This window comes from Rhodopseudomonas palustris BisB18 (genome assembly GCF_000013745.1).
Classification (GTDB): Bacteria; Pseudomonadota; Alphaproteobacteria; order Rhizobiales; family Xanthobacteraceae; genus Rhodopseudomonas_A; species Rhodopseudomonas_A palustris_F.
The window spans coordinates 3204357-3222757 of the sequence record NC_007925.1 but is presented as its reverse complement, the minus strand read 5'-3'; the positions used below and the strand labels follow the sequence as shown (position 1 = coordinate 3222757).

Annotated in this window: 21 protein-coding genes, 1 tRNA gene and 1 pseudogene; 12 read left to right on the top strand and 11 right to left on the bottom strand. The window is 65.5% G+C overall.

Annotated features, from left to right (window positions below; genetic code table 11):
• The first annotated feature begins 40 nt into the window (after positions 1 to 40).
• Positions 41 to 1660: a peptide chain release factor 3 gene (locus tag RPC_RS14760; RefSeq protein WP_011473384.1), complete on the top strand. Its 1620-nt coding sequence runs from the start codon at positions 41 to 43 to the stop codon at positions 1658 to 1660.
• A gap of 1435 nt (positions 1661 to 3095) precedes the next feature.
• On the opposite strand, the gene RPC_RS26835 is transcribed toward RPC_RS14760, so the two are convergent.
• Together RPC_RS26835 and RPC_RS14750 are read right to left on the bottom strand one after the other, a co-directional pair.
• Entirely contained in the window at positions 3096 to 3227 is a 132-nt protein-coding gene (locus RPC_RS26835) for a hypothetical protein (protein WP_415914714.1), read from the bottom strand.
• On the bottom strand, positions 3224 to 3523 hold the full coding sequence (locus RPC_RS14750; protein WP_011473383.1) for a DUF1778 domain-containing protein: 300 nt from the start codon (positions 3521 to 3523) through the stop codon (positions 3224 to 3226). Before RPC_RS14750 ends, RPC_RS26835 begins: the two co-directional genes overlap by 4 nt.
• Before the next feature lie 325 nt (positions 3524 to 3848).
• Here RPC_RS14750 and RPC_RS14745 point away from each other — a divergent pair, with 325 nt between their 5' ends.
• Positions 3849 to 5939: a carbon starvation CstA family protein gene (locus RPC_RS14745; RefSeq protein ID WP_011473382.1), complete on the top strand. Its 2091-nt coding sequence runs from the start codon at positions 3849 to 3851 to the stop codon at positions 5937 to 5939.
• Between the two features lie 4 nt (positions 5940 to 5943).
• Entirely contained in the window at positions 5944 to 6132 is a 189-nt protein-coding gene (locus RPC_RS14740; RefSeq protein WP_011473381.1) for a YbdD/YjiX family protein, read from the top strand.
• 63 nt (positions 6133 to 6195) lie between these two features.
• Here the strand turns inward: RPC_RS14740 and RPC_RS14735 are convergent, their stop codons facing one another.
• Both RPC_RS14735 and RPC_RS14730 read right to left on the bottom strand, forming a co-directional pair.
• On the bottom strand, positions 6196 to 6813 hold the full coding sequence (locus RPC_RS14735) for a class I SAM-dependent methyltransferase (RefSeq protein ID WP_041802883.1): 618 nt from the start codon (positions 6811 to 6813) through the stop codon (positions 6196 to 6198).
• A 113-nt stretch (positions 6814 to 6926) separates the two neighbouring features.
• A complete protein-coding gene (locus tag RPC_RS14730; protein WP_415914713.1) occupies positions 6927 to 7955 on the bottom strand; it encodes a YheT family hydrolase in 1029 nt (342 codons plus the stop codon).
• A 229-nt stretch (positions 7956 to 8184) separates the two neighbouring features.
• Here RPC_RS14730 and RPC_RS14725 point away from each other — a divergent pair, with 229 nt between their 5' ends.
• The 4 genes from RPC_RS14725 to RPC_RS14710 all read left to right on the top strand — a co-directional run bounded on the left by RPC_RS14725 (position 8185) and on the right by RPC_RS14710 (position 10427).
• Complete coding sequence (locus RPC_RS14725) at positions 8185 to 9027, top strand: Spy/CpxP family protein refolding chaperone (protein ID WP_011473378.1); 843 nt, start codon at positions 8185 to 8187, stop codon at positions 9025 to 9027.
• A gap of 129 nt (positions 9028 to 9156) precedes the next feature.
• Positions 9157 to 9381, top strand: coding sequence for a DUF3222 family protein (locus RPC_RS14720; protein WP_011473377.1), 225 nt, complete (start codon positions 9157 to 9159; stop codon positions 9379 to 9381).
• A gap of 194 nt (positions 9382 to 9575) precedes the next feature.
• Positions 9576 to 9665, top strand: a tRNA-Ser gene (locus RPC_RS14715).
• Between the two features lie 525 nt (positions 9666 to 10190).
• Positions 10191 to 10427, top strand: coding sequence for a hypothetical protein (locus RPC_RS14710; protein WP_157043218.1), 237 nt, complete (start codon positions 10191 to 10193; stop codon positions 10425 to 10427).
• 122 nt (positions 10428 to 10549) lie between these two features.
• On the opposite strand, the gene RPC_RS14705 is transcribed toward RPC_RS14710, so the two are convergent.
• From RPC_RS14705 to RPC_RS14690, 4 genes are all read right to left on the bottom strand, one after another.
• Positions 10550 to 11776: a DUF1963 domain-containing protein gene (locus RPC_RS14705; protein WP_080507339.1), complete on the bottom strand. Its 1227-nt coding sequence runs from the start codon at positions 11774 to 11776 to the stop codon at positions 10550 to 10552.
• 444 nt (positions 11777 to 12220) lie between these two features.
• The gene (locus tag RPC_RS14700; protein WP_011473375.1) at positions 12221 to 12655 is read right to left on the bottom strand and encodes a type II toxin-antitoxin system VapC family toxin; all 435 of its coding nucleotides are present in this window, start codon (positions 12653 to 12655) and stop codon (positions 12221 to 12223) included.
• Positions 12652 to 12933, bottom strand: a complete 282-nt coding sequence (locus tag RPC_RS14695; RefSeq protein ID WP_157043217.1) for a hypothetical protein — start codon at positions 12931 to 12933, stop codon at positions 12652 to 12654. Before RPC_RS14695 ends, RPC_RS14700 begins: the two co-directional genes overlap by 4 nt.
• Positions 12934 to 13172: 239 nt before the next feature.
• Complete coding sequence (locus tag RPC_RS14690) at positions 13173 to 14309, bottom strand: hypothetical protein (protein ID WP_011473374.1); 1137 nt, start codon at positions 14307 to 14309, stop codon at positions 13173 to 13175.
• A 186-nt stretch (positions 14310 to 14495) separates the two neighbouring features.
• On the opposite strand from RPC_RS14690, the gene RPC_RS14685 reads away from it, so the two are divergent.
• From RPC_RS14685 to rocF, 4 genes are all read left to right on the top strand, one after another.
• Positions 14496 to 14741 carry a hypothetical protein gene (locus RPC_RS14685; protein WP_011473373.1) on the top strand — a complete coding sequence of 82 codons (246 nt, stop codon included), beginning with the start codon at positions 14496 to 14498 and terminating at the stop codon, positions 14739 to 14741.
• 315 nt (positions 14742 to 15056) lie between these two features.
• Positions 15057 to 15383 carry a hypothetical protein gene (locus RPC_RS26515; RefSeq protein ID WP_415914712.1) on the top strand — a complete coding sequence of 109 codons (327 nt, stop codon included), beginning with the start codon at positions 15057 to 15059 and terminating at the stop codon, positions 15381 to 15383.
• A gap of 63 nt (positions 15384 to 15446) precedes the next feature.
• Positions 15447 to 15857: a hypothetical protein gene (locus RPC_RS14675; protein WP_011473371.1), complete on the top strand. Its 411-nt coding sequence runs from the start codon at positions 15447 to 15449 to the stop codon at positions 15855 to 15857.
• A 128-nt stretch (positions 15858 to 15985) separates the two neighbouring features.
• A complete protein-coding gene (gene rocF / locus RPC_RS14670) occupies positions 15986 to 16966 on the top strand; it encodes an arginase (RefSeq protein WP_011473370.1) in 981 nt (326 codons plus the stop codon).
• 19 nt (positions 16967 to 16985) lie between these two features.
• On the opposite strand, the gene RPC_RS14665 is transcribed toward rocF, so the two are convergent.
• Both RPC_RS14665 and RPC_RS14660 read right to left on the bottom strand, forming a co-directional pair.
• On the bottom strand, positions 16986 to 17189 hold the full coding sequence (locus RPC_RS14665; RefSeq protein ID WP_041801858.1) for a hypothetical protein: 204 nt from the start codon (positions 17187 to 17189) through the stop codon (positions 16986 to 16988).
• A gap of 101 nt (positions 17190 to 17290) precedes the next feature.
• Positions 17291 to 17548 (bottom strand): hypothetical protein, encoded by a 258-nt coding sequence (locus tag RPC_RS14660; protein ID WP_041801856.1) that lies wholly within the window; start codon positions 17546 to 17548, stop codon positions 17291 to 17293.
• 176 nt (positions 17549 to 17724) lie between these two features.
• Here RPC_RS14660 and RPC_RS14655 point away from each other — a divergent pair, with 176 nt between their 5' ends.
• Positions 17725 to 17955, top strand: coding sequence for a hypothetical protein (locus tag RPC_RS14655; RefSeq protein WP_011473368.1), 231 nt, complete (start codon positions 17725 to 17727; stop codon positions 17953 to 17955).
• Positions 17956 to 18018: 63 nt separating this feature from the next.
• Here RPC_RS14655 and RPC_RS26250 read toward each other — a convergent pair.
• Positions 18019 to 18336: pseudogene (locus RPC_RS26250) on the bottom strand (transposase); the annotation flags it as partial.
• Positions 18337 to 18401 lie beyond the last annotated feature (65 nt).

The window sequence follows — 18401 nt, the reverse complement described above, 5'->3', positions numbered from 1 at the left end:
GCCCTTGATTGCGCCCGCTTTCCCTGCCACAGGCTCGCTTATGTCCGACATTGCCATACCGGCCGATCCGTCGCCGTTGCATTCCTCGATCGTCGCCGAAGTGGCGCGACGCCGCACCTTTGCGATCATCTCGCATCCCGACGCCGGCAAGACCACGCTGACCGAAAAGCTGCTGCTGTTCGGCGGCGCGATCAATCTCGCCGGTCAGGTCAAGGCCAAGGGCGAGCGCCGCAACACCCGTTCCGACTGGATGAAGATCGAGCGCGACCGCGGCATCTCGGTGGTCACCTCGGTGATGACCTTCGAGTTCGAGGGCCTGGTGTTCAACCTGCTCGACACCCCGGGCCACGAGGACTTTTCCGAGGACACCTACCGCACGCTGACCGCGGTGGATTCCGCCGTGATGGTGATCGACGCCGCCAAGGGCATCGAGGCGCGGACCCGGAAACTGTTCGAAGTCTGCCGGCTGCGCGACATTCCGATCATCACCTTCATCAACAAGATGGACCGCGAAAGCCGCGACACCTTTGATCTTCTGGACGAGATCGAAAAGACCCTGGCGCTCGACACCACGCCAATGACCTGGCCGGTCGGCCGCGGCCGCGACTTCCTCGGCACCTATGATATCGGCACCGGCGGCGTCCGCCTGTTGGAAGGCGGCGGCGCCAAGACCGGCGCGGCGCTTGAGATCGACATCGCCGATCTCGCCGGGCGCGGCAATCTCGACGTCGCCGAGGTCAAGGAAGAGCTGGCGCTGGTGTCAGAGGCCTGCAAGCCGTTCGACCTCGAGGCGTTCCGCGAGGGCCATCTGACCCCGGTGTATTTCGGCTCGGCGCTGCGCAATTTCGGCGTCGGCGACCTGTTGGAAGGCCTCGGCAAGTTCGCGCCGCCGCCGCGGGCGCAGGAGAGCAACCTGCGCAAGGTCGAAGCGGACGAGAAGGGGATGACCGCCTTCGTCTTCAAGATCCAGGCCAACATGGACCCGAACCATCGGGATCGCATCGCCTTTGCAAGGCTTTGCTCGGGCAAGCTCACCCGCGGCATGAAGGCCAAGCTGGTTCGCACCGGCAAGAATATGAGCCTGTCGAGCCCGCAATTCTTCTTCGCCCAGGACCGCGCGCTGGCTGATGAGGCGTTCGCCGGCGACGTCGTCGGCATTCCCAACCACGGCACGCTGCGGATCGGCGACACCTTGACCGAGGGCGAGGACGTCACCTTCGTCGGCGTGCCGAGCTTCGCGCCGGAAATCGTCCGCCGGGTCCGGTTGAAGGACGCGATGAAGGCCAAGAAGCTGAAGGAGGCCTTGCAGCAGATGTCGGAGGAGGGCGTGGTCCAGGTGTTCCGGCCGCGCGACGGCGCCCCGGCTCTGGTCGGCGTGGTCGGCTCGCTGCAGCTCGACGTGTTGAAGGCGCGGCTCGATGCCGAATACCAGTTGCCGGTGGATTTCGAGGTTTCCGAATTCCAGCTGGCGCGCTGGATCTCCTGCGACGATCGCAAGAAGCTGGAGGCCTTCGTCGCCGCCAACGGCTCCGGCGTCGCCGACGACGTCGACGGCGATCCGGTGTTCCTGGCCAAGAACGAGTTTTACCTCGGCTACACCCGGGAACGCGCCGAGGGCATCGTGTTCTCGGCGATCAAGGACGTGAAGAAGAAGGGGTGAGCGGCGCTCCACGTCCCATGTCCGATCCCGGCTGCGGCGGGGCATCGTCACGGGCGCCACGCGCGGACCCGACGGGATCGCCGTCATCCTGAGCTGCGACCCCGCTGTTGCGGCGGGCCTCGAAGGATGCGGCTGAGCGACGATGCGGTCGCCCCGCTCTGGGGCAGCGCCACACTTGCGGCCATCCTTCGAGACGCCCGGCGTCGCGCTGCGCGCTTTGCCGGGCTCCTCAGGATGACGCTGAAATGGGCGGCGACCGGCCCGCCGATGCGTGCAAAATGTCAAACAGCCACGATCAAATAGTTCTGGATGTGCGCCCGCGATCTCGCGGCGCTAAGCGCCCGAGCTTTGCAAGAGTCCCCCTCGAACCAATGAGGGGGGAGGCGCGCCGCAGGGCGCGGGGGTAGATGTTTCGCGGTCTGCGGCTTGCCTCGCAAGGCCAGTCGCAAAGACCGCGCGTCGCCTTGCGGCGCGCCGTCCTGCGGCGATTATGGGCCCCGGGACCGTGCTTCCGGGGACAGGCGCGATGCACTCCGCACCACTGATCCCGGCGATCTCTCGCCGTTCACCTGTCCCGCGTCCAGCCAACCAGCAAGTGGCAGAGCCTCGTAGTGGGCCCGGACGGTGGCCTGGGGCCTCCCGGGTGATGCTTGCGAGGCACCAGCGCGGGACGCCGCGTCGACCGAGGAGGAGTTGCCTCCGCATCGGCAGCGATGAGTGAGTTGCCCCACCGCTCGCTCTGTCCCGCTAACGTGACGCCTCGCGAAAGCGCCCCTCACGGACAGGACGACTAGGAATATAATCACGTGCGTGAAATTGTCAATGGGGTCGGCGCTGTAGCCCGGATGGAGCGCAGCGAAATCCGGGGACAGAGCCTCCCCGCCGGAGTTGTATCGGCGGGATATCTAGCCGAGAGGATAATCGCTATTTGCTCCCGGATTTCGCTTCGCTTCATCCGGGCTACGGACTACGGACTAACTCCACCCTCCGCCGTCATCCTGAGGAGCCCGGCGAAGCGCAGCGAAGCCGGGCGTCTCGAAGCATGCGCCGTGGGGTGGGAGTTCACCGCGTACACGTAGCCGCATCCTTCGAGGCCCTCGCGTTGCTCGGGCACCTCAGGATGACGGCGCTTTGCGTGTCGTACGGCGCATTGGCGGTTTCCCGGATTTCGCTTCGCTTCATCCGGGCTACGGACTAACTCCACCCACCGCCGTCATCCTGAGGAGCCCGGCGAAGCGCAGCGAAGCCGGGCGTCTCGAAGGATGCGCCGCGGGGTGGGAGTTCACCGCGTACACGTGGCCGCATCCTTCGAGGCCCTCGCGTTGCTCGGGCACCTCAGGATGACGGCGCTTTGCGTGTCTCGTACGGCGCATTGGCGGTTTCCCGGATTTCGCTTCGCTTCATCCGGGCTACGGACTAACTCCACCCACCGCCGTCATCTGACGCGCCGCTTGATGTCCTGATTGGCCAGTTCGCGCAGATAGCGATCGAGCGGCTCGACGCCGCTGCAAAAGGCTGCCCGGTCGTGCGTCGCAGCGAGGGCTTCGATCCGAAACCCCTGGCTCACGGCGCAGGCTTGATCAAATCGCGGTAGGCTTCCGCGGCGCCAAGCAGATTGTCGGAGGGGTGCGGCGGATCGAGGATCGCGGCAGCGAAGGCGCGCTGATCCTCGACCGCAAGCCGGATGATCTGGGTTTCTTCGATGGTGCGGGCGGCGGCTTCCTGCGCGGCCGCGACGACGAAATCGCTGACGCTGCGGCCCTGCAACTCGGTGGCGCGTTTCACCACCGCCAGCGCCTCGGGGCGATGCGGGCTTCGATGCGTGCGGTGCGGGCTCGGTCTTGGGCCATAACGACCTTCCAAGGTCTGAATCTTGCACGATTATTTGCCGCACAAATCAACCGCGCAACGCTCGCATGAAATATATTGCCGCGGGGCCAAACGTGCACGAAACCATCCGCGCCCGCTGCGGCTTATGGTCCCCTGAGGAGGACGGAACGACCAGCTCCCGCAACAATGCATCCCAGCTATCGACCTGCGAGCAAGATTGCTGCGTTACAATCATCTTTTCTGGTGTTTTATTGCTGGCAGTTGATCGAGATCAACGAGCGGTCCGGAGTCGCGGAAGAGATACTCGCCGGGCACCAGACTTGCCGCAGCTTCACCAGCCGCCTGACGAAGGACGATCATGAGTACGCTTGCCACCAAGGACAATGGGATCTTGTCGAAGCTGCTGTGGGCCGCGGTGGTGGCGCTCGGCGTAGTGTCGTTCGGCATCGTCGCGCTGAGCCGCGGCGAGACCATCAACGCCTCCTGGCTGGTGATCGCCGCGGTCTGCGTCTATTTCATCGCCTACCGCTTTTACGGGCTGTTCATCGCCGAGAAGGTGCTGGGCGTCGACCCCAAGCGGCGAACTCCCGCTCACGTCCACAATGACGGCCTGGATTACGTCCCGACCAACCGCTACGTGCTGTTCGGGCATCATTTCGCGGCGATCGCCGGCGCCGGCCCGCTGGTCGGCCCGGTGCTCGCGGCGCAGATGGGCTATCTGCCCGGCACGCTGTGGATCTTGGCCGGCGTGGTGTTCGCCGGCGCGGTGCAGGATTTCACCGTGCTGTTCCTGTCGACGCGGCGCGACGGCCGCTCGCTCGGCGATATCGTGCGCTCGGAGATGGGACCGGTCGCCGGCGGCATCGCGCTGATCGGCGTGCTGTTGATCATGGTGATCCTGCTCGCGGTGCTGGCGCTGGTGGTGGTCAAGGCGCTGGTCGGCAGTCCGTGGGGCACCTTTACGGTGTTCTCGACCATTCCGATCGCCATGCTGATGGGGGTCTATGCCCGCTTCATCCGGATCGGCCGGATCGCCGAAATGTCGGTGATCGGCGTGGTGCTGCTGCTGGCGTCGCTGATCTACGGCCGCACCGTGGCGGACAATCCGGCGCTCGCCGCCTGGTTCGATCTCTCGGGCGAAACGCTGGCGCTGGTGATCATCGGCTACGGCTTCGTCGCCTCGGTGCTGCCGGTGTGGCTGCTGTTGGCGCCGCGCGACTATCTGTCGACCTTCCTCAAGGTCGGCACCATGGCGCTGCTCGCGGTCGGCATCATCATCGTGCAGCCCGATCTGAAGATGCCGGCGGTCACCCAGTTCATCGACGGCTCCGGCCCGGTGTGGTCGGGTAGCCTGTTCCCGTTCCTGTTCATCACCATCGCCTGCGGCTCGGTGTCCGGCTTCCACGCGCTGATCGCCTCGGGCACCACGCCGAAAATGGTCGAGAACGAGAATCAGCTACGGTTCATCGGCTATGGCGGGATGCTGACGGAATCCTTCGTCGCCATCATGGCGATGATCGGCGCCACCGTGCTGGAGCCCGGCGTGTATTTCGCAATCAACAGCCCCGCGGGCGTGATCGGCACCACCGCGGTGCAGGCGGCGCAGGTGGTGTCCGGCTGGGGCTTCGTCGTCACCCCCGACATGCTCAACCAATTGGCGCAGGATGTCGGCGAAAAGACCCTGTTGTCGCGCACCGGCGGCGCCCCGACGCTGGCGCTCGGCATGGCGCACATCCTGTCCGGGATGTTCGGCGGCCGGGTGCTGATGGGGCTGTGGTATCACTTCGCCATTCTGTTCGAGGCGCTGTTCATTCTGACCACGGTCGATGCCGGCACAAGGGTCGCCCGCTTCATGATCCAGGATATGATCGGCAGCGTGGTGCCGGCGTTCCGCAAGACCGAGTCCTGGGCCAATAACCTGATCGGCTCGGCGCTGGCGGTCTGCGCCTGGGGATACTTCCTGTATCAGGGCGTGATCGATCCGATGGGCGGCATCAACACGCTGTGGCCGCTGTTCGGCATCTCCAATCAGATGCTGGCCGGCATGGCGCTGATCCTGTGCACCGTGGTGCTGTTCAAGATGAAGCGGCAGCGCTACGCCTGGGTGACCATCGTGCCGACGCTGTGGCTGCTGATCTGCACGCTGACCGCGGGCTTCCAGAAGTTGTTCAGCGCCGACGTCAAGATCGGCTTCGTCGCCCACGCCTGGAAATTCAGCGATGCGGCCGCGGCCGGCACGATTTTGGCGCCGGCCAAGACCATGGAGGAGATGCACCGCGTCATCGTCAACGACTACGTCGACGCGACGCTGACGGCGATGTTCATCGCCGTGGTGCTGTCGATGATCGTCTACGGGGTGATCGCGATCCGCCGCGCGCTGGGCGATCCGAAGATCACCGCCATTGAGGTCGGCCTGCCGACCACCGTGCAAGGAGCGAAAATTGCGTGACCTGATGGCGATGAAAGAATGGACGGTGCGCGCCGCGCGGCTGATGGTCGGGATCCCCGACTATCAGACCTATGTGGAGCACCGCCGGCAGACCCATCCGGATCTGCCGGTGATGACCTATGAGGAGTTTTTCGTGGAGCGGCAAAACGCGCGCTACGCGGTCGGCAAAGGCCGCTTCCGCGGCTGCTGCTGAGCGGGCGAGGCGAGGGGATGAGGCGGGGCGGCGGCGCCTGGCGACGAGAGCCGCCGCGCGCGATCAGGGCTTTCGCGCCGTGATCCAGAGGAACGTCGCGGTTTCGTTGTCCTGTTCGAGCAACTCTGCCTGCTCCAGACACAAGCCGGCGTCCCGGATCAGTCGCTCCGCCTCTTCCGGGGCGTGATGACTGAAGAACATCGGGGCGCCCAGCCAGTCTCCGAGCCATTCTCCCTCCGAGGCTCCGAAACTCGCGACCAACACCCCACCGGGGCGCAACCACGACGCGATCCGTCGGATCAGCGCGGCGTGCTCATTCCTTGGGACGTGCGTGATCGCGTAGAAGGCGGCGACGGCGTCGAATGTCTCGGCTGCGAAGCTTACAGCGGTCATATCGGCGTGGATGAATTCGGCCTCGGGGACGTTGCACCGGGCGCGCGCAATCTGTTCCGGCGAGGCGTCGACGCCGGTGACCCGAAAGCCGCGCGCGGCGCAGTCGCGCGCCACGGGCACGCCGGCTCCGCATCCGAGATCGAGCACCCTCGCTGTTTCGGCGAGCCGTGCGATCAGCTCCGCGAGCTTTGCGGCGCGCACCGACGATCGAGCAAACTGCTCGAAGTAAGCGTCAGCTATTTTGTCGTAGCCGTCCGCGACCAGTCGCTTGAGGTCGTGCGCTCTCATGTCCGCACAATAGTGCAAGACCCGGGAGGACCCAACGTCGCAGTCGTCCGGTAGCATCGCCGCGGGCCGCTCACCAACGAGAGCGACACGGACATCGGCGGCTGCTGCGATCGTCAAAGCGGATGGCTGGCTTCCGTCGCCGCCGCCGCCTCCAGCCAGTCGCACACCGCCTCCGGCATGGCGTGGACGTGGCCGGGAAAGCGGCCGGTGGGGAAGCCGACATGGCCGCCATGGTCGGGCTGCCACAGCATCACCTCGGGGCCGGCCTGGTTCGGGTTGGGGAGGGATTGCTCCGGCACGAACGGATCGTTGCGGGCGTTGAACACCAGCGTCGGCACCCGGATCGCGACCAGATGCGGCTTGGCGGAGGCGCGGCGCCAGTAATCGTCGACGCTGGAAAAGCCGTGCAGCGGCGCGGTGAAGCAGTCGTCGAACTCGCGCAAGGTGCGCGCCGCGATCAGCCGCTCGCGGTCGAACAATCGAGGGTGCTGCTGCCATTTCGCCAGCGCGTGCGGCTTCATGGTGCGCAGGAAATGCTGCGCATAGGCCAGCCGGTTGAAGCCGCGGTCGATCGCAGCCCCCGCGGCGGCGAGATCCAGCGGCGCCGAGACCGCCGCCAGCGCCCGCACCACCGGCGTCGCGGTGGAGCCGGCTTCCTCCGCCCAGCGCAGCAGCGCGTTGCCGCCGAGCGAGACGCCGGCGGCCAGCACCGGCGCGCCGGCGGCCTCGCGGATCCGGCCGAGCATCCAGCCGATCTCCTCGAAGTCGCCGGAATGATAGGAGCGCGGCGCCAGATTCGGCTCGCCCGAACAGCCGCGGAAATGCGGCACGCTGAAATGCCAGCCGCGCGCCTTCGCCGCCTGCGCGAACGCCACCGCGTAATGGCTCGACGAACTGCCCTCGAGGCCGTGGAACAGCACCAGCCAGGGCGCGCCGCGCGCGCCTTGCAGGTGGTCGACGTCGATGAAATCGCCGTCCGGCGCCTGCCAGCGCTCGCGCCGATAGGCCGGCCCGGCGGCGCGCCACGGCCGCAACAGCAGCGCCGGCCAGATCGTCTGCAGGTCGCCGCCCGGCAGCCACCACGGCGCGCGGTAGTCGTGCAGCGCGGTCATCCGCAGGTCGGGGAACGGGCGATGTTGCATGCGGCGCGGTACCGGCATCACGTCAGGCGTTGAGCTGACGCCGTCTTACACCGGATGCGGCGAACGCCGCGTCAGCAAATCGGCGGTCGCGAGGTCGCAGCCCCGCGGCGGTGCGCCGGCCTTCACCCCGCCGCATCGCTCTGCCAGACTCGGCGTCGAATCGTTGCGGCTGCCGACCGGCTGGGTTTGGCAGCCGTGCGCCGGCGCGGAATTTTGGGAGACCGTCTTGATGCACAGCCAAACTTCGACGCGGCGACGTGGTGCGCTCCGGATCGTGCGATCAGCACGGCCGGCGGTGGCGCTGCTTGGCGCAGCATTGCTGACGCTGCTGACGCTGCTGACGCTGCTGGCGATGCCGCTGCCGGCCCGCGCTCAGGGCCTGGTGCAGGGCGTGCAGCAGGGCTCGCGCGAAGGCAACAAGGCGGCCGGGCCGGTCGGCGGGGTGTTGGGCGGCGCGATCGGCGGCGTGGTCGGCGTGGTCGGCAGCGTGCTCGGCGTGCCGGGCAACGCGCCGCGGCAGCAGCCCGCGCAGCAGGGACCGGCGCCGGCTCCCGATGGCCAATCGCCGGCCAATGCGCCGGCGAAAGGCGCCGCCAAGCCGGCCAAGGGCGCCGCCAAGCCGGCCAAGGGATCGAAGGCCGCCAAGCAGGCGGCGAGGGAGGCAGCCAAGACCGCGAAGCCGTCGCAAACCGTCGCCGCGCCGCTGCCGGTCGAACTCACCGCCGACCAGATCGTCGCCAATTCCGACGCCAACATCGCGCGGATCAAGGCCGAACTGAATTTGACGCCGGAGCAGGAGAAGCATTGGACCGCGTTCAACGCCGCGATGCATTCGCTCGGCAACAACGGCGCCGATCGGCTCAGGCTGCGCGCCGAGCGCGCCAAGCGCGATCCGCCCGACGACATCGTCGAGCAGATGCGCAACGAGGCGCAGTTTCTCTATGACCGCGCGCAGGATCAGCGCAACGTCGCCGACGCCGCCGACCCGCTGTTCATGAGCCTCGACGCCAAACAGAAGCCGATCTTCATCGCCGAGATGGTGCGGCTGTCGCGCGAGCGCGGGCTGGATTAGCGCAAGGCAAATCGCCAAGCGGTTCGGCGACGCAGCGCCGCCGCCCGGAAAACTGTTGCAACGCCGCGGCGACCGCTTCACTATTTCCGCCCTGACACCTGCACTGCCTTGAACCCGTCGGAACCCGCAATGACCGCATTCGCCGCCGAAGACGTCCGTAAAATCGCTCTGGCTCTGAGCCGGACGGCGATCGAAACCGTGTCCGAGGAAGACGGCGGCGCCCGCAATCAATGCAAGCTGTGCCACGCCTCGGTGGCGTGGGAACACAAGGGCGACGACATCGTGCATCAGCCGGATTGCGCGGTGGCGATCGGCCAGCGGCTGCTGGCGAAGCTGCAGCCACACGGGGTGTAGCCGCAGGGGGCGGCCTCGCGACATCGGCCGCGCTTGGACGCAAGCGCATCGCCCTCACGCCGGCTGCAGCGCCGCCGCGGGGCCGCACCAACCGCACCAACCGCACCAACCGCACCCGTCGCGCCGTCGAAGCGCCGCACCGGCCGCCTTGCCAAGCCGGCCGCGGTCCGATATCGCCTTGGCTTGGTGGGTTTGGAAGGGTGGCCGAGTGGTTTAAGGCAGCGGTCTTGAAAACCGCCGTGCCTGCAAGGGTACCGTGGGTTCGAATCCCACCCCTTCCGCCAATCCAGTACAGAACTGCGAACGCCGCCAGCCGCCGATTCTACGCCGGAAATCGCCGCGAGCGTTCTGAGCAAATCGCTCTTTGACCCCATGATGCGGACCTCGCGGTCGGCAACCTCGACCCTCTGGGCCAAGGCGCGCAGATGGTCGCGGCGATAGCCGCCACCTTCGATTCGCATCCGCTGGCGGGCCGTGGCTGCGAACTTGCGCAGCATCGTTGTGGTGACCGGTTGCTGAGCCGCGCTGTCCAACATGGCCTCGGCCCGCGTGGTGTCGGCCTGGGCCCTGTCTCGAATCGCTTTCAATCCGCGCCACGATTCGGCAGAAAGTCCGCGCGCCGGATGCAAGTTGCGGATCGTTTCAAAACTAACGTAGGAGTTTGCGCAAGCTCTGGTGAGAACGCGGATTGCAAACTCGCGGGTTCGATAGTTCAGGGATGAAAGACCGTGCTATTGTAAACGACAAGGGGAGATATGCACTTCTTCAGAAACTGGCTGCTACCAATTCTGTTCGCTGGAGTGGGAGCCTTGTTGGGCATTTTCATGGTCGGTCCGGCTGGCTTCAGCATAGTGCAGACGATCGATGGGTCGCCGGTCGTCGGCGGATTCATTCCACCGGAACAGGTCAGCACAATAATCAATCAAGGGAAAAAGATCGGTAGTTATATCAATTGCTATGGCGTGGCCCTCTCCGGCGAACCGTTCCACTGGATAATTGGAATCGAGCCCATACTCCAAGTAGGGGAGATCACAGGAGGGGTATAGCGTAAACGAATTGCCCGCAGGCACGATGTCGCCGCCGATAGAGCCACCTGGTACGCGGACGGTAGGCCGACATTCGCAGCGGCGGCCCAGGGTGAAAGCGGTCTATCCGGAAGTGTCCGCGATCAAACTGCAATGTGGCGGATAAACTGTCCCGGCTCGAATTGTCCCTTCATCAGACGCTGTTTCGGACACCAAATCGACATGCCGTATTCGTGCTCAGAATCGGTATTCAACACCCGGTCAGCAGCGACGCTTATGAGGCAATCCTGGCCGCGCCGATCTTCTCCGTTGTTGGGGAACGGTGGCTCTAACCCGAAGAGACGATGGCCACGCCAATCCGTGAGCCACATTGCAACGAAGGGCTGCAAGGCCATCGGGACCAGGCTGAAGTCGTTCTCCTGCGAATAGCTCAAGCACAGCTTTTCCCAAAACGCCTTAGCCCGCCCGAGTAGAAGGGACTTCGGCGGATAATTTTCTTCGATCTTATCGTGCAGAATCCGGCGCGCCGTGAAGACTTCGTCGACCTGAGCTTGGTCTATCAGCGCTTCTGGCGGCTTCGACAGAGCTGCCTCCCGCCAAGCCTTCATTGCCGAAACCACGGGTGGGGCGCTACGTGCCATAACCGTGTAATAAGCAGTCTTGCTTTCAATCACTCTGTTTTTTGCCTGGCCGTCACCGTTTCCCTGCAGCCGAGCCAAAAAATCACGACCAAAGCCGAGCTCGCGCTCGAGACTTTCAATCACGATTTCCGCTTCCAACGCGGCGATGCCCCAGTTGATTATCCAATTGCGGGGGTGTTCGAAAGGATCTGGTAGAAAGGGCGGGCGCCCGCTGCCTGTGTCGAGAAAAGCTACAGGGTCGATGGGCCAATAGCTGAACACCGGCTTGTCGCTAAAAAAACCATGCTTGCGGATGGGTTCCAGTTGGTCGGGTAATGACAGCGGCACCGCCCGCCCCATGTCGGCAACGCTCAGCACAGGGCATGCGTAGGATCGGCCAACGAAAACCAGCAGCGCCCCCTGCTCGGGTAATCCCGGCGGACGTAGTCCCGTTTCCGGCTCAGGTTGCAATGATGCGAGATCGATCTGGGCGATGAAATGCAATGGCTTCCCGTCGGTATCCATGGGCCAGGAAAAATCGGTTGGAGCATGGGGAATTCCACCTAGCCAGGATGTAACGACCTTCGAAGTATCGTAAGGCGAGCGGAGCAGCAGCGCCCATCCAGGCGTCGGCGCAACCGGCTCTTCCCATCCGGCGCGAGCCATGAACTCTGCGGCGATGTCGGCACCAGTATGCGCTGTTTCGGGTTTGCGGCTCATACCGCTGGGTTTTTTGAACCAACCAAACATAGACTTGCCCTCTCCCGCTTGATTACTCGTTGCAGTCAAATGCAGCTATCGTTCGGGAGCTAGCGTAGCGGTAAGGCGTAAATAAATTGCCCCAATCATCGTTGGTGCCCCGCCGGCACGTCGTTCTTCCTTGTTTGCCAAACTCCCGACGAGCAGAACGATCGAACGGGAGGTTGTGCATCAGACGGCCAGCAAGGCGTTTTGGACTGCCCTTGGCGCGCGGCGTGGCTGTCCTTGGCGTTACCGGCAGCGAAGACCTGCCGGATGTGTCGTCAATTGCTCCGGTCGAGCGGGCAGCGGTGCATGCTCCGTTCCGTGACCTTCTGGTCGCGCCGCTCCGTGATTATAGGGCTATGGCGTAGCCATAGTACTCACCATATTCGTTCGTGGCCCGCCAACACCGTTTCTTCGCTGCGACGCGCCGCTTCCTTCGAACGTTACAGACTACGATCGACGGTCGCTTTCCTCGCCCCTGAACGGGTTGAACACGATCGCGCCCAGCCCGGCGACGTCGCGATCGTTGCGCGTCACCAGCGTCAGGCCATGCGTCAACGCGGTGGCCGCAAGCAGGCCGTCGACAACCGGCAGCGGCCGGATGGCGCTCATGCGCCCCCATTGATCGGACACCGCGTTATCGATGCCGAGCACGCGGCCATTGAATGCCGTCTCCACTTCACGCAACCAGCGTTCAAGCGCCTCCGCCTTGCCCGGGTCGCGAGGGCGTGCCAGCTCGACGCCCTTGCGGATTTCACCAAGGACGAGCGTACTCAGAAACAGATCCTCGTCAGCGAGGGACGCGTACCAGGCCGATACATGGGCGTCGCAACGCGGGCCCTTGCGGAGCTCGGAAACAATGTCGGTATCGATCAGGTAGTTCATGGATCGACGTCACGCCCGGGGGCCGGACTGCGATCGAGATCGATGCCGTCGAGTGGCGCGGATGCAAGGAGCGTCTTCAGGCTCACTTTGGCCGGCTCGACGAAGCGTTGCTGAAGCAGGCGGCGCGCCTCGGCCTGCCGCGACGGATCCGACAAAGCAGAAGCCACACGGCGGACAAGGATCGCATCTTCCTTGCGAACGTTGACTTCGACCCGCACGAAACCCTGGCGCTCCATCCGCGCGCGATGCGTCGCAACAGGAGATTTGGCTTTGGCCATGGCGTCCTCCGCGTTTCCGGAAAATATACCGGAAATAAGCCGCCGCGCAAGCGGCGAGGAGCGATCGCGGCCGGCCGCGGCTGGTGCGGAGACCCGCCCTGTGCGCAGCTGCAGTACCACAGGCGTTGGTGCGCTTTCGCCTCGACCAAAAAACCGCCGAAACATCCGAACCAGCCGTCGTCGGCGACTCGGACGCCGCCGATCGGGGAATGGATGGTTCCGGCTGCTCCGCCCGCCGTCTATCCGAGTTGCGCCAGCCGTTCGATGAAGCGCTCCTTTCGGGCGTGGCGTTGGCGGATCGATCGCAGGCGTTGCACGAAGTCCTCGGCGCCGCCGTTTGCGGCTGCGATCGCCTGCAGGTCGACGAGCAGGGCGGTGGCCTTGTCGTAAGCGTTGGGATTGCGCCGCTCGATCTCCGTCTCGATGTCTTTCCACACGCGCTCGCCGCGGCCTTCGAGATCCTTCAGACGCGCGCGGCGTTGGCGTTCGGCGGCTTGCTGGAGCTTGGCGCGCTCGGCGGCGGCCTTGGCGGCCTGCGCCCGCGCGCGGGCGGCCCGGATCGCCTCGGCGCCGGCGCGCAATTCGGAGACGCTGCGCGCAGGGGCCTGCGCCGCCGCGGTTTCGGGCGCCAACCGATCGCGGACCAGCGCCCGCAATTCGTGCGCCACATGCGCATCGCCCGCGAACAGCCGGGTCAAAAGATCGGTCTTCTGTTGCTCGCTGATCGCCGCGATGATCGGCCGCACCGCCTCCGCCGGCGCTGACAGCCCCCGGGCCGGGCTGGCAGGCTGCGCGGCGGCGACCGCGACCAGGTCGCGGTCGATGTCGAAGAAATCGACGAAGGCTTCGAGCGGCCCGCTCAGCGGCCCGAGGCCCGGCATCGGCTCCAACTGATCGGGGCCTATCTCGTCGGTTTCGACCGCCATCAGCCAGAGCAGGTAGAACAGCCGAAGGTCGCCGCTCAGGATGTCGGCGCGCAACGGCGCCAGGTCCGCCAGCCAGCCCGAGCCGTCGTCCCAATCCTCGAAGTCCACCTCGTCGCGCGCCACGCTGAGGATCAAGTTATCGCCGGCGGTCGATAGCTTGACGTCCTCGACATCAGCGATGAACGCCTTAAGCGCAGCGCGATCGAGCAATCTCCGCGGCAGTCTGATCATCAGTCTGCGCGCGCCCCAATTCGCCAGATAGAGGTGGAGATCGAACCAGCGCTGCATGAGTGTCGTCGGATCGCCTTTGAAGTCACCCCATTGGTACGAGTTGGTGAAACTGCTGGTGGTGATCCGCGCCCGTGTCGACAACTTCCGCAGCGCCTGACAATCCGCCTCGCTGAGCGGACGGTCGATCGCCTGGAATTCGTAATATTGGTGTTCGCTCATGTCGGTGAGGTTTCGCAAAGCGGCAATGAGCAAACCTATAGCATCGATCCGGCTTGCGTCATCATCGGCCAGGGCAGGGCGGGGGCATGCGCCAGCTCGGGCGGCGCAACCCGCGTCCAACAGATCGTTGACACGGCGGCGGTTTCGGCGTGATTTTACCGTGTCTGTCTGCAACGGAGCGATGTGATGTTGCGTCGAGCGTTTGTCATCGCGTTGGCCCTGGCCGGCGCCGCAGTGTTGTCGGCCGACGAGGCCGCGGCGCGCAGCGGCGTGCCGCGCGGCGCCTTCTTCGGCGTCTACGGGCCGTACTACGCGGGCACGTTCCGCTACGGCAGCGGGCCCGACTTCAGCGACGGCGATTGCTACCCGCTGCGGCAGCGGGTGATGACCCGTGCCGGCTGGCGAATTCGCCGGATCGAGGTGTGCGATTAGTTCGCCGCGCCCGCGCTGCGCGCGCGATTGTTGGGTCTGCCCGCACCGCTGCTGCGCGGCGCGCGCGGCGGCGCCCGCTGCACTCCGTGAATTCCGCTGCGGCTAAAATTTGCGCCAAGCTGCGCCGCCGCTGTCACAGCCGCGCCAATGGAATCGCGTTGATGGTCGCGATGGCCCGCTCTCGACGCCGCCGACGGCTTCGGATTATTTTTGCAGAAAGCACTGTCGAGTCGCGTGAGGCCTGATACGCTGGGTCCGCGAGCAGGCTATGGCCAACTGCGAAGGTACGGAGGTAGTGAGATGCGATCTTCCACGATGATACTTCTTTCAGCAGCGGTTGCAGTGGTCCTGTTTCTGGCGGCGGGCGGCCGCAACGAGGCGGCGCAAGGCGATCGAACCGAGGCGGCGTTGACGCCGGCATCGCCCGTCGTGGTCAGCCCGATCCGCGCGATCACCTCGGAGTCCTGCGCCTCGGACGGCTGTCCGGCGGCCTGCGATTCCAATGAAGCGCTGGTGTCGGCGATTTGCGTCGGCGTCACCGGGGCGAAATTCTCCGAAGCGATCCGGGTCGAGGATGGCGTGATGACGGCAACCTGCGGCTCGAGCGCGAACAACATCGTCGTTCTTTGTGCGCGCAAATAGTCGCGCGCCTCATGAGCCCGGTGCGGCTTCGACAGTCGTCCACCGGGATGAAAGGTCAGACACATGAACTCCTGGATTGCTGCATTCACGGCTGCGGTCGTGTTCATCATCGGCTTCGCGGCCGGTCCGCAATGGTCGATCGTCTTCCTGGCCGTGCTCGGGCTGGCGCTGTTTCTGCTGTGGGCCAACGAACTCGGCTTCAGGGGCGCACTGGCGCGGCTGGGGCTGGATCGGCTGAAGCCGCCGGTTTGGAAGCGCGAGAACTGGGTGGACTTCCAGACCGCGCTGCTGGACCGCGACAAGCTGGTGAAAGCCTACACCGTGGCGCTGGCGCTGGTGGCGTTGAAGCTGATGTTGCCGGCCAACCAGGGCATCGTGGTGCTGGCGGCGCTGGTGCTGGCCGGCTGGTATATCTTCAAGATCTATGAGGGCAACCGCTACCGGGACCAGGCCGACACCGCCAAGTTCAACTAGGCGGACTAAAGGCGGGCGCCCGCGAGTCGCCTGCAATCGGGGCTCGCGGGAACCAAGCGCCGATCTGCGGCTAGGTAAGGGGGCGTGACCGGCAATCCGGCGCGCGGTTTCGAGCCTGGAGGTCGGTGGTGAACGAATCTGCTCATTGCGGAGCGCCGAAGCGCCTGGCGGTGCTGGGCGCAGCGGTTGACCTCGGCGCCTCGCAGCCCGGCACCCTGATGGGGCCGGCGGCGTTGCGCACCGCGGGACTGCTGCCATTGCTGACGGCGTTGGGCTTCGTGGTCGAGGACCACGGCGATCTTTTGCCGACGCCGCCGATCGACGACGCTGACGAGGCGTTGCCCGCCAACGCCCGGCAATATCGCCAGATCCAGGGCTGGGTCCGCGCGCTCAGCGCGCGCGCCTACACGCTGGCGCAATCCGGCGCGATCCCGATCTTTCTCGGCGGCGACCACACGCTGTCGATGGGCTCGGTCAACGGCGTCGCTCGCCACTGGCAGCAGCAGGGCCGCGAGCTGTTCCTGCTCTGGCTCGACGCCCATGCCGACTACAACACCCCGGCCACCACCATCACCGGCAACATGCACGGCATGTCGGCGGGGTTCCTCTGCGGCGAAAGCGGGCTCGACCGGCTGCTCGGCGACGAGCCGCGGGCGTCGCTCGATCCCGGCCGGCTCGAACTGTTCGGCATCCGCTCGATCGACCGGCTGGAAAAGCAATTGGTGCAGAGCCGCCGCATCAGCATCGCCGACATGCGGCGGATCGACGAGTTCGGGGTCGGGGTGTTGATGCGCAGCTTCATCGAGCGGGTGCAGGCGCGCAACGGCGTGCTGCACGTCTCGTTCGACGTCGATTTTCTCGATCCGGAGCTGGCGCCCGGCGTCGGCACCACGGTGCCGGGCGGCGCCACCTATCGCGAAGCCCATCTGGTGATGGAGCTGTTGCACGACGCCGGGCTGGTGCGCTCGGTCGACATCGTCGAGCTCAATCCGTTTCTCGACGTGCGCGGCCAAACCGCGCGCACCGCGATCGAACTGATCGGCAGCCTGTTCGGCCAGCAGATCACCGACCGGCCGACCCCGAGCAACGCGGTGTCGCGCGAGTTCTGAGCACCGCCGCCGGCGGCGATCAGCTGGAATGGTTCCGGAGCAGGCGGCGGATGGTTTCGGCCTGGCTCAGCGCTTGCCGACGCGCGTCGTCGGCGGCCAAGCGGTCGCGCGCGTTTTCTTCGATCAGCAGTTCGATCAGGGCGAGGCGGCTGGCTTCGTCATCGGCTTGGGCGAGCAGCGTCCGGTAGCGATCGATGTCGAACTCTGCTTCGTCGTCAGCCATCTCCGCACGCCCGTTTACGAATCTAAAGCGGGACCGTATCGCCGGCGGCGGCGGCGCGAAACCCCATGACGCCGCCATCCACAGCGCACACGCAAATGGCTCTAGTCGGATTCCCGGTCCGGCAGATCGACGCTGCCATGCCGCCAGGCGAGGTCGCTGCGCTTGCGGCGCGGCCGCGCCCCCGGCGGCCGGCGCAGCGGAAGACGCGCCGAACCGGTCTTGATCAGTCGCGGTCGCACGCGCGCGATGTCAGCCAAATACCGGCTCGCCATCACCACCCCGACCACGCCGCATCCGATCGCGGCCGCCACCAGCAGCGCACGCAGCGCCATTTGCAAAACGTCCAGCGCCTCGATCATCGCCGTCGCCTTTCGCCTGATTGAATCGGCAAGCGATGGCGGCGAGATTGGTTCCGGCGACGGCGCGGGGGTTCGGCGATTTGATGCGGTCCGCGCGGAGCAACATGGCGCGACACTCACCACGACGGTGCGCGGAACATGGATGAGGCGGCAAGGGCTGTGCTAGGGCTGCTGGAATGAACAAGATCACCTGGGCCGAGATCGGCCATGTCAGCGAACCCGGCCAATATCGCTATCGATTCGGCGTCGTCATTGTCACCGCCAACGACCTCGCGATCTGGCAGCGGTATCCCAATGCCGCGTTCACGGTCATCGAACCCTCGGTCTATGCCGAACAGCGCATCTTCAAGCTCGGCACCGTCGAACTGCGCGAAACCGGCGACGCTCCCAGCGACGACGATTATTAGCGCGCGACGAGCGTGATCTTAGGAACGGCACGCCGGTTTTCAAGACCGGTGTGTCAGCGAGAAGGCCCATCACGGCCTGAAGGTGCGCGACGCCCTCGCGCTGGGCGACGGGCCCTAGCTTTTTTTTGACAGCAACTCGCGCAGTGCGGGGCATCCAGCATCTGCTCGGCCAGCAGCTTCTTAAGCTTGGCGTTCGCCTCCTCCAAAGCCTTCAGCCGCTTTGGCTTCGGAGACGTCCATCGCGCCGAATTTGGCCTTCCAATTGTAAAACGTCGTCTCCGAGATCCCGTGCTTGCGCGCCAGATCGGCGGTCTTCGCGCCGGCCTCGTGCTCCTTCAGCACCGCAATGATTTGCTCTTCCGTAAACCGTGCCCGCTTCATCAGTCCGTCCTCGTCAGAGCCGGACTCTAACTCCAACTGGAGGAAAATCTCAGGGGCAGGTCACT

Bases quoted from the DNA above. Each gene is read 5' to 3' on its own strand.
- RPC_RS14760 (WP_011473384.1), top strand. From the start codon at position 41: ATGTCCGACATTGCCATACCGGCCGATCCGTCGCCGTTGCATTCCTCG.
- RPC_RS14745 (WP_011473382.1), top strand. From the start codon at position 3,849: ATGAGTACGCTTGCCACCAAGGACAATGGGATCTTGTCGAAGCTGCTG.
- RPC_RS14740 (WP_011473381.1), top strand. From the start codon at position 5,944: ATGGCGATGAAAGAATGGACGGTGCGCGCCGCGCGGCTGATGGTCGGG.
- RPC_RS14735 (WP_041802883.1), bottom strand. From the start codon at position 6,813: ATGAGAGCGCACGACCTCAAGCGACTGGTCGCGGACGGCTACGACAAA.
- RPC_RS14730 (WP_415914713.1), bottom strand. From the start codon at position 7,955: ATGCAACATCGCCCGTTCCCCGACCTGCGGATGACCGCGCTGCACGAC.
- RPC_RS14725 (WP_011473378.1), top strand. From the start codon at position 8,185: ATGCACAGCCAAACTTCGACGCGGCGACGTGGTGCGCTCCGGATCGTG.
- RPC_RS14720 (WP_011473377.1), top strand. From the start codon at position 9,157: ATGACCGCATTCGCCGCCGAAGACGTCCGTAAAATCGCTCTGGCTCTG.
- RPC_RS14705 (WP_080507339.1), bottom strand. From the start codon at position 11,776: ATGTTTGGTTGGTTCAAAAAACCCAGCGGTATGAGCCGCAAACCCGAA.
- RPC_RS14700 (WP_011473375.1), bottom strand. From the start codon at position 12,655: ATGAACTACCTGATCGATACCGACATTGTTTCCGAGCTCCGCAAGGGC.
- RPC_RS14695 (WP_157043217.1), bottom strand. From the start codon at position 12,933: ATGGCCAAAGCCAAATCTCCTGTTGCGACGCATCGCGCGCGGATGGAG.
- RPC_RS14690 (WP_011473374.1), bottom strand. From the start codon at position 14,309: ATGAGCGAACACCAATATTACGAATTCCAGGCGATCGACCGTCCGCTC.
- RPC_RS14685 (WP_011473373.1), top strand. From the start codon at position 14,496: ATGTTGCGTCGAGCGTTTGTCATCGCGTTGGCCCTGGCCGGCGCCGCA.
- RPC_RS26515 (WP_415914712.1), top strand. From the start codon at position 15,057: ATGATACTTCTTTCAGCAGCGGTTGCAGTGGTCCTGTTTCTGGCGGCG.
- RPC_RS14675 (WP_011473371.1), top strand. From the start codon at position 15,447: ATGAACTCCTGGATTGCTGCATTCACGGCTGCGGTCGTGTTCATCATC.
- RPC_RS14665 (WP_041801858.1), bottom strand. From the start codon at position 17,189: ATGGCTGACGACGAAGCAGAGTTCGACATCGATCGCTACCGGACGCTG.
- RPC_RS14660 (WP_041801856.1), bottom strand. From the start codon at position 17,548: ATGATCGAGGCGCTGGACGTTTTGCAAATGGCGCTGCGTGCGCTGCTG.
- RPC_RS14655 (WP_011473368.1), top strand. From the start codon at position 17,725: ATGAACAAGATCACCTGGGCCGAGATCGGCCATGTCAGCGAACCCGGC.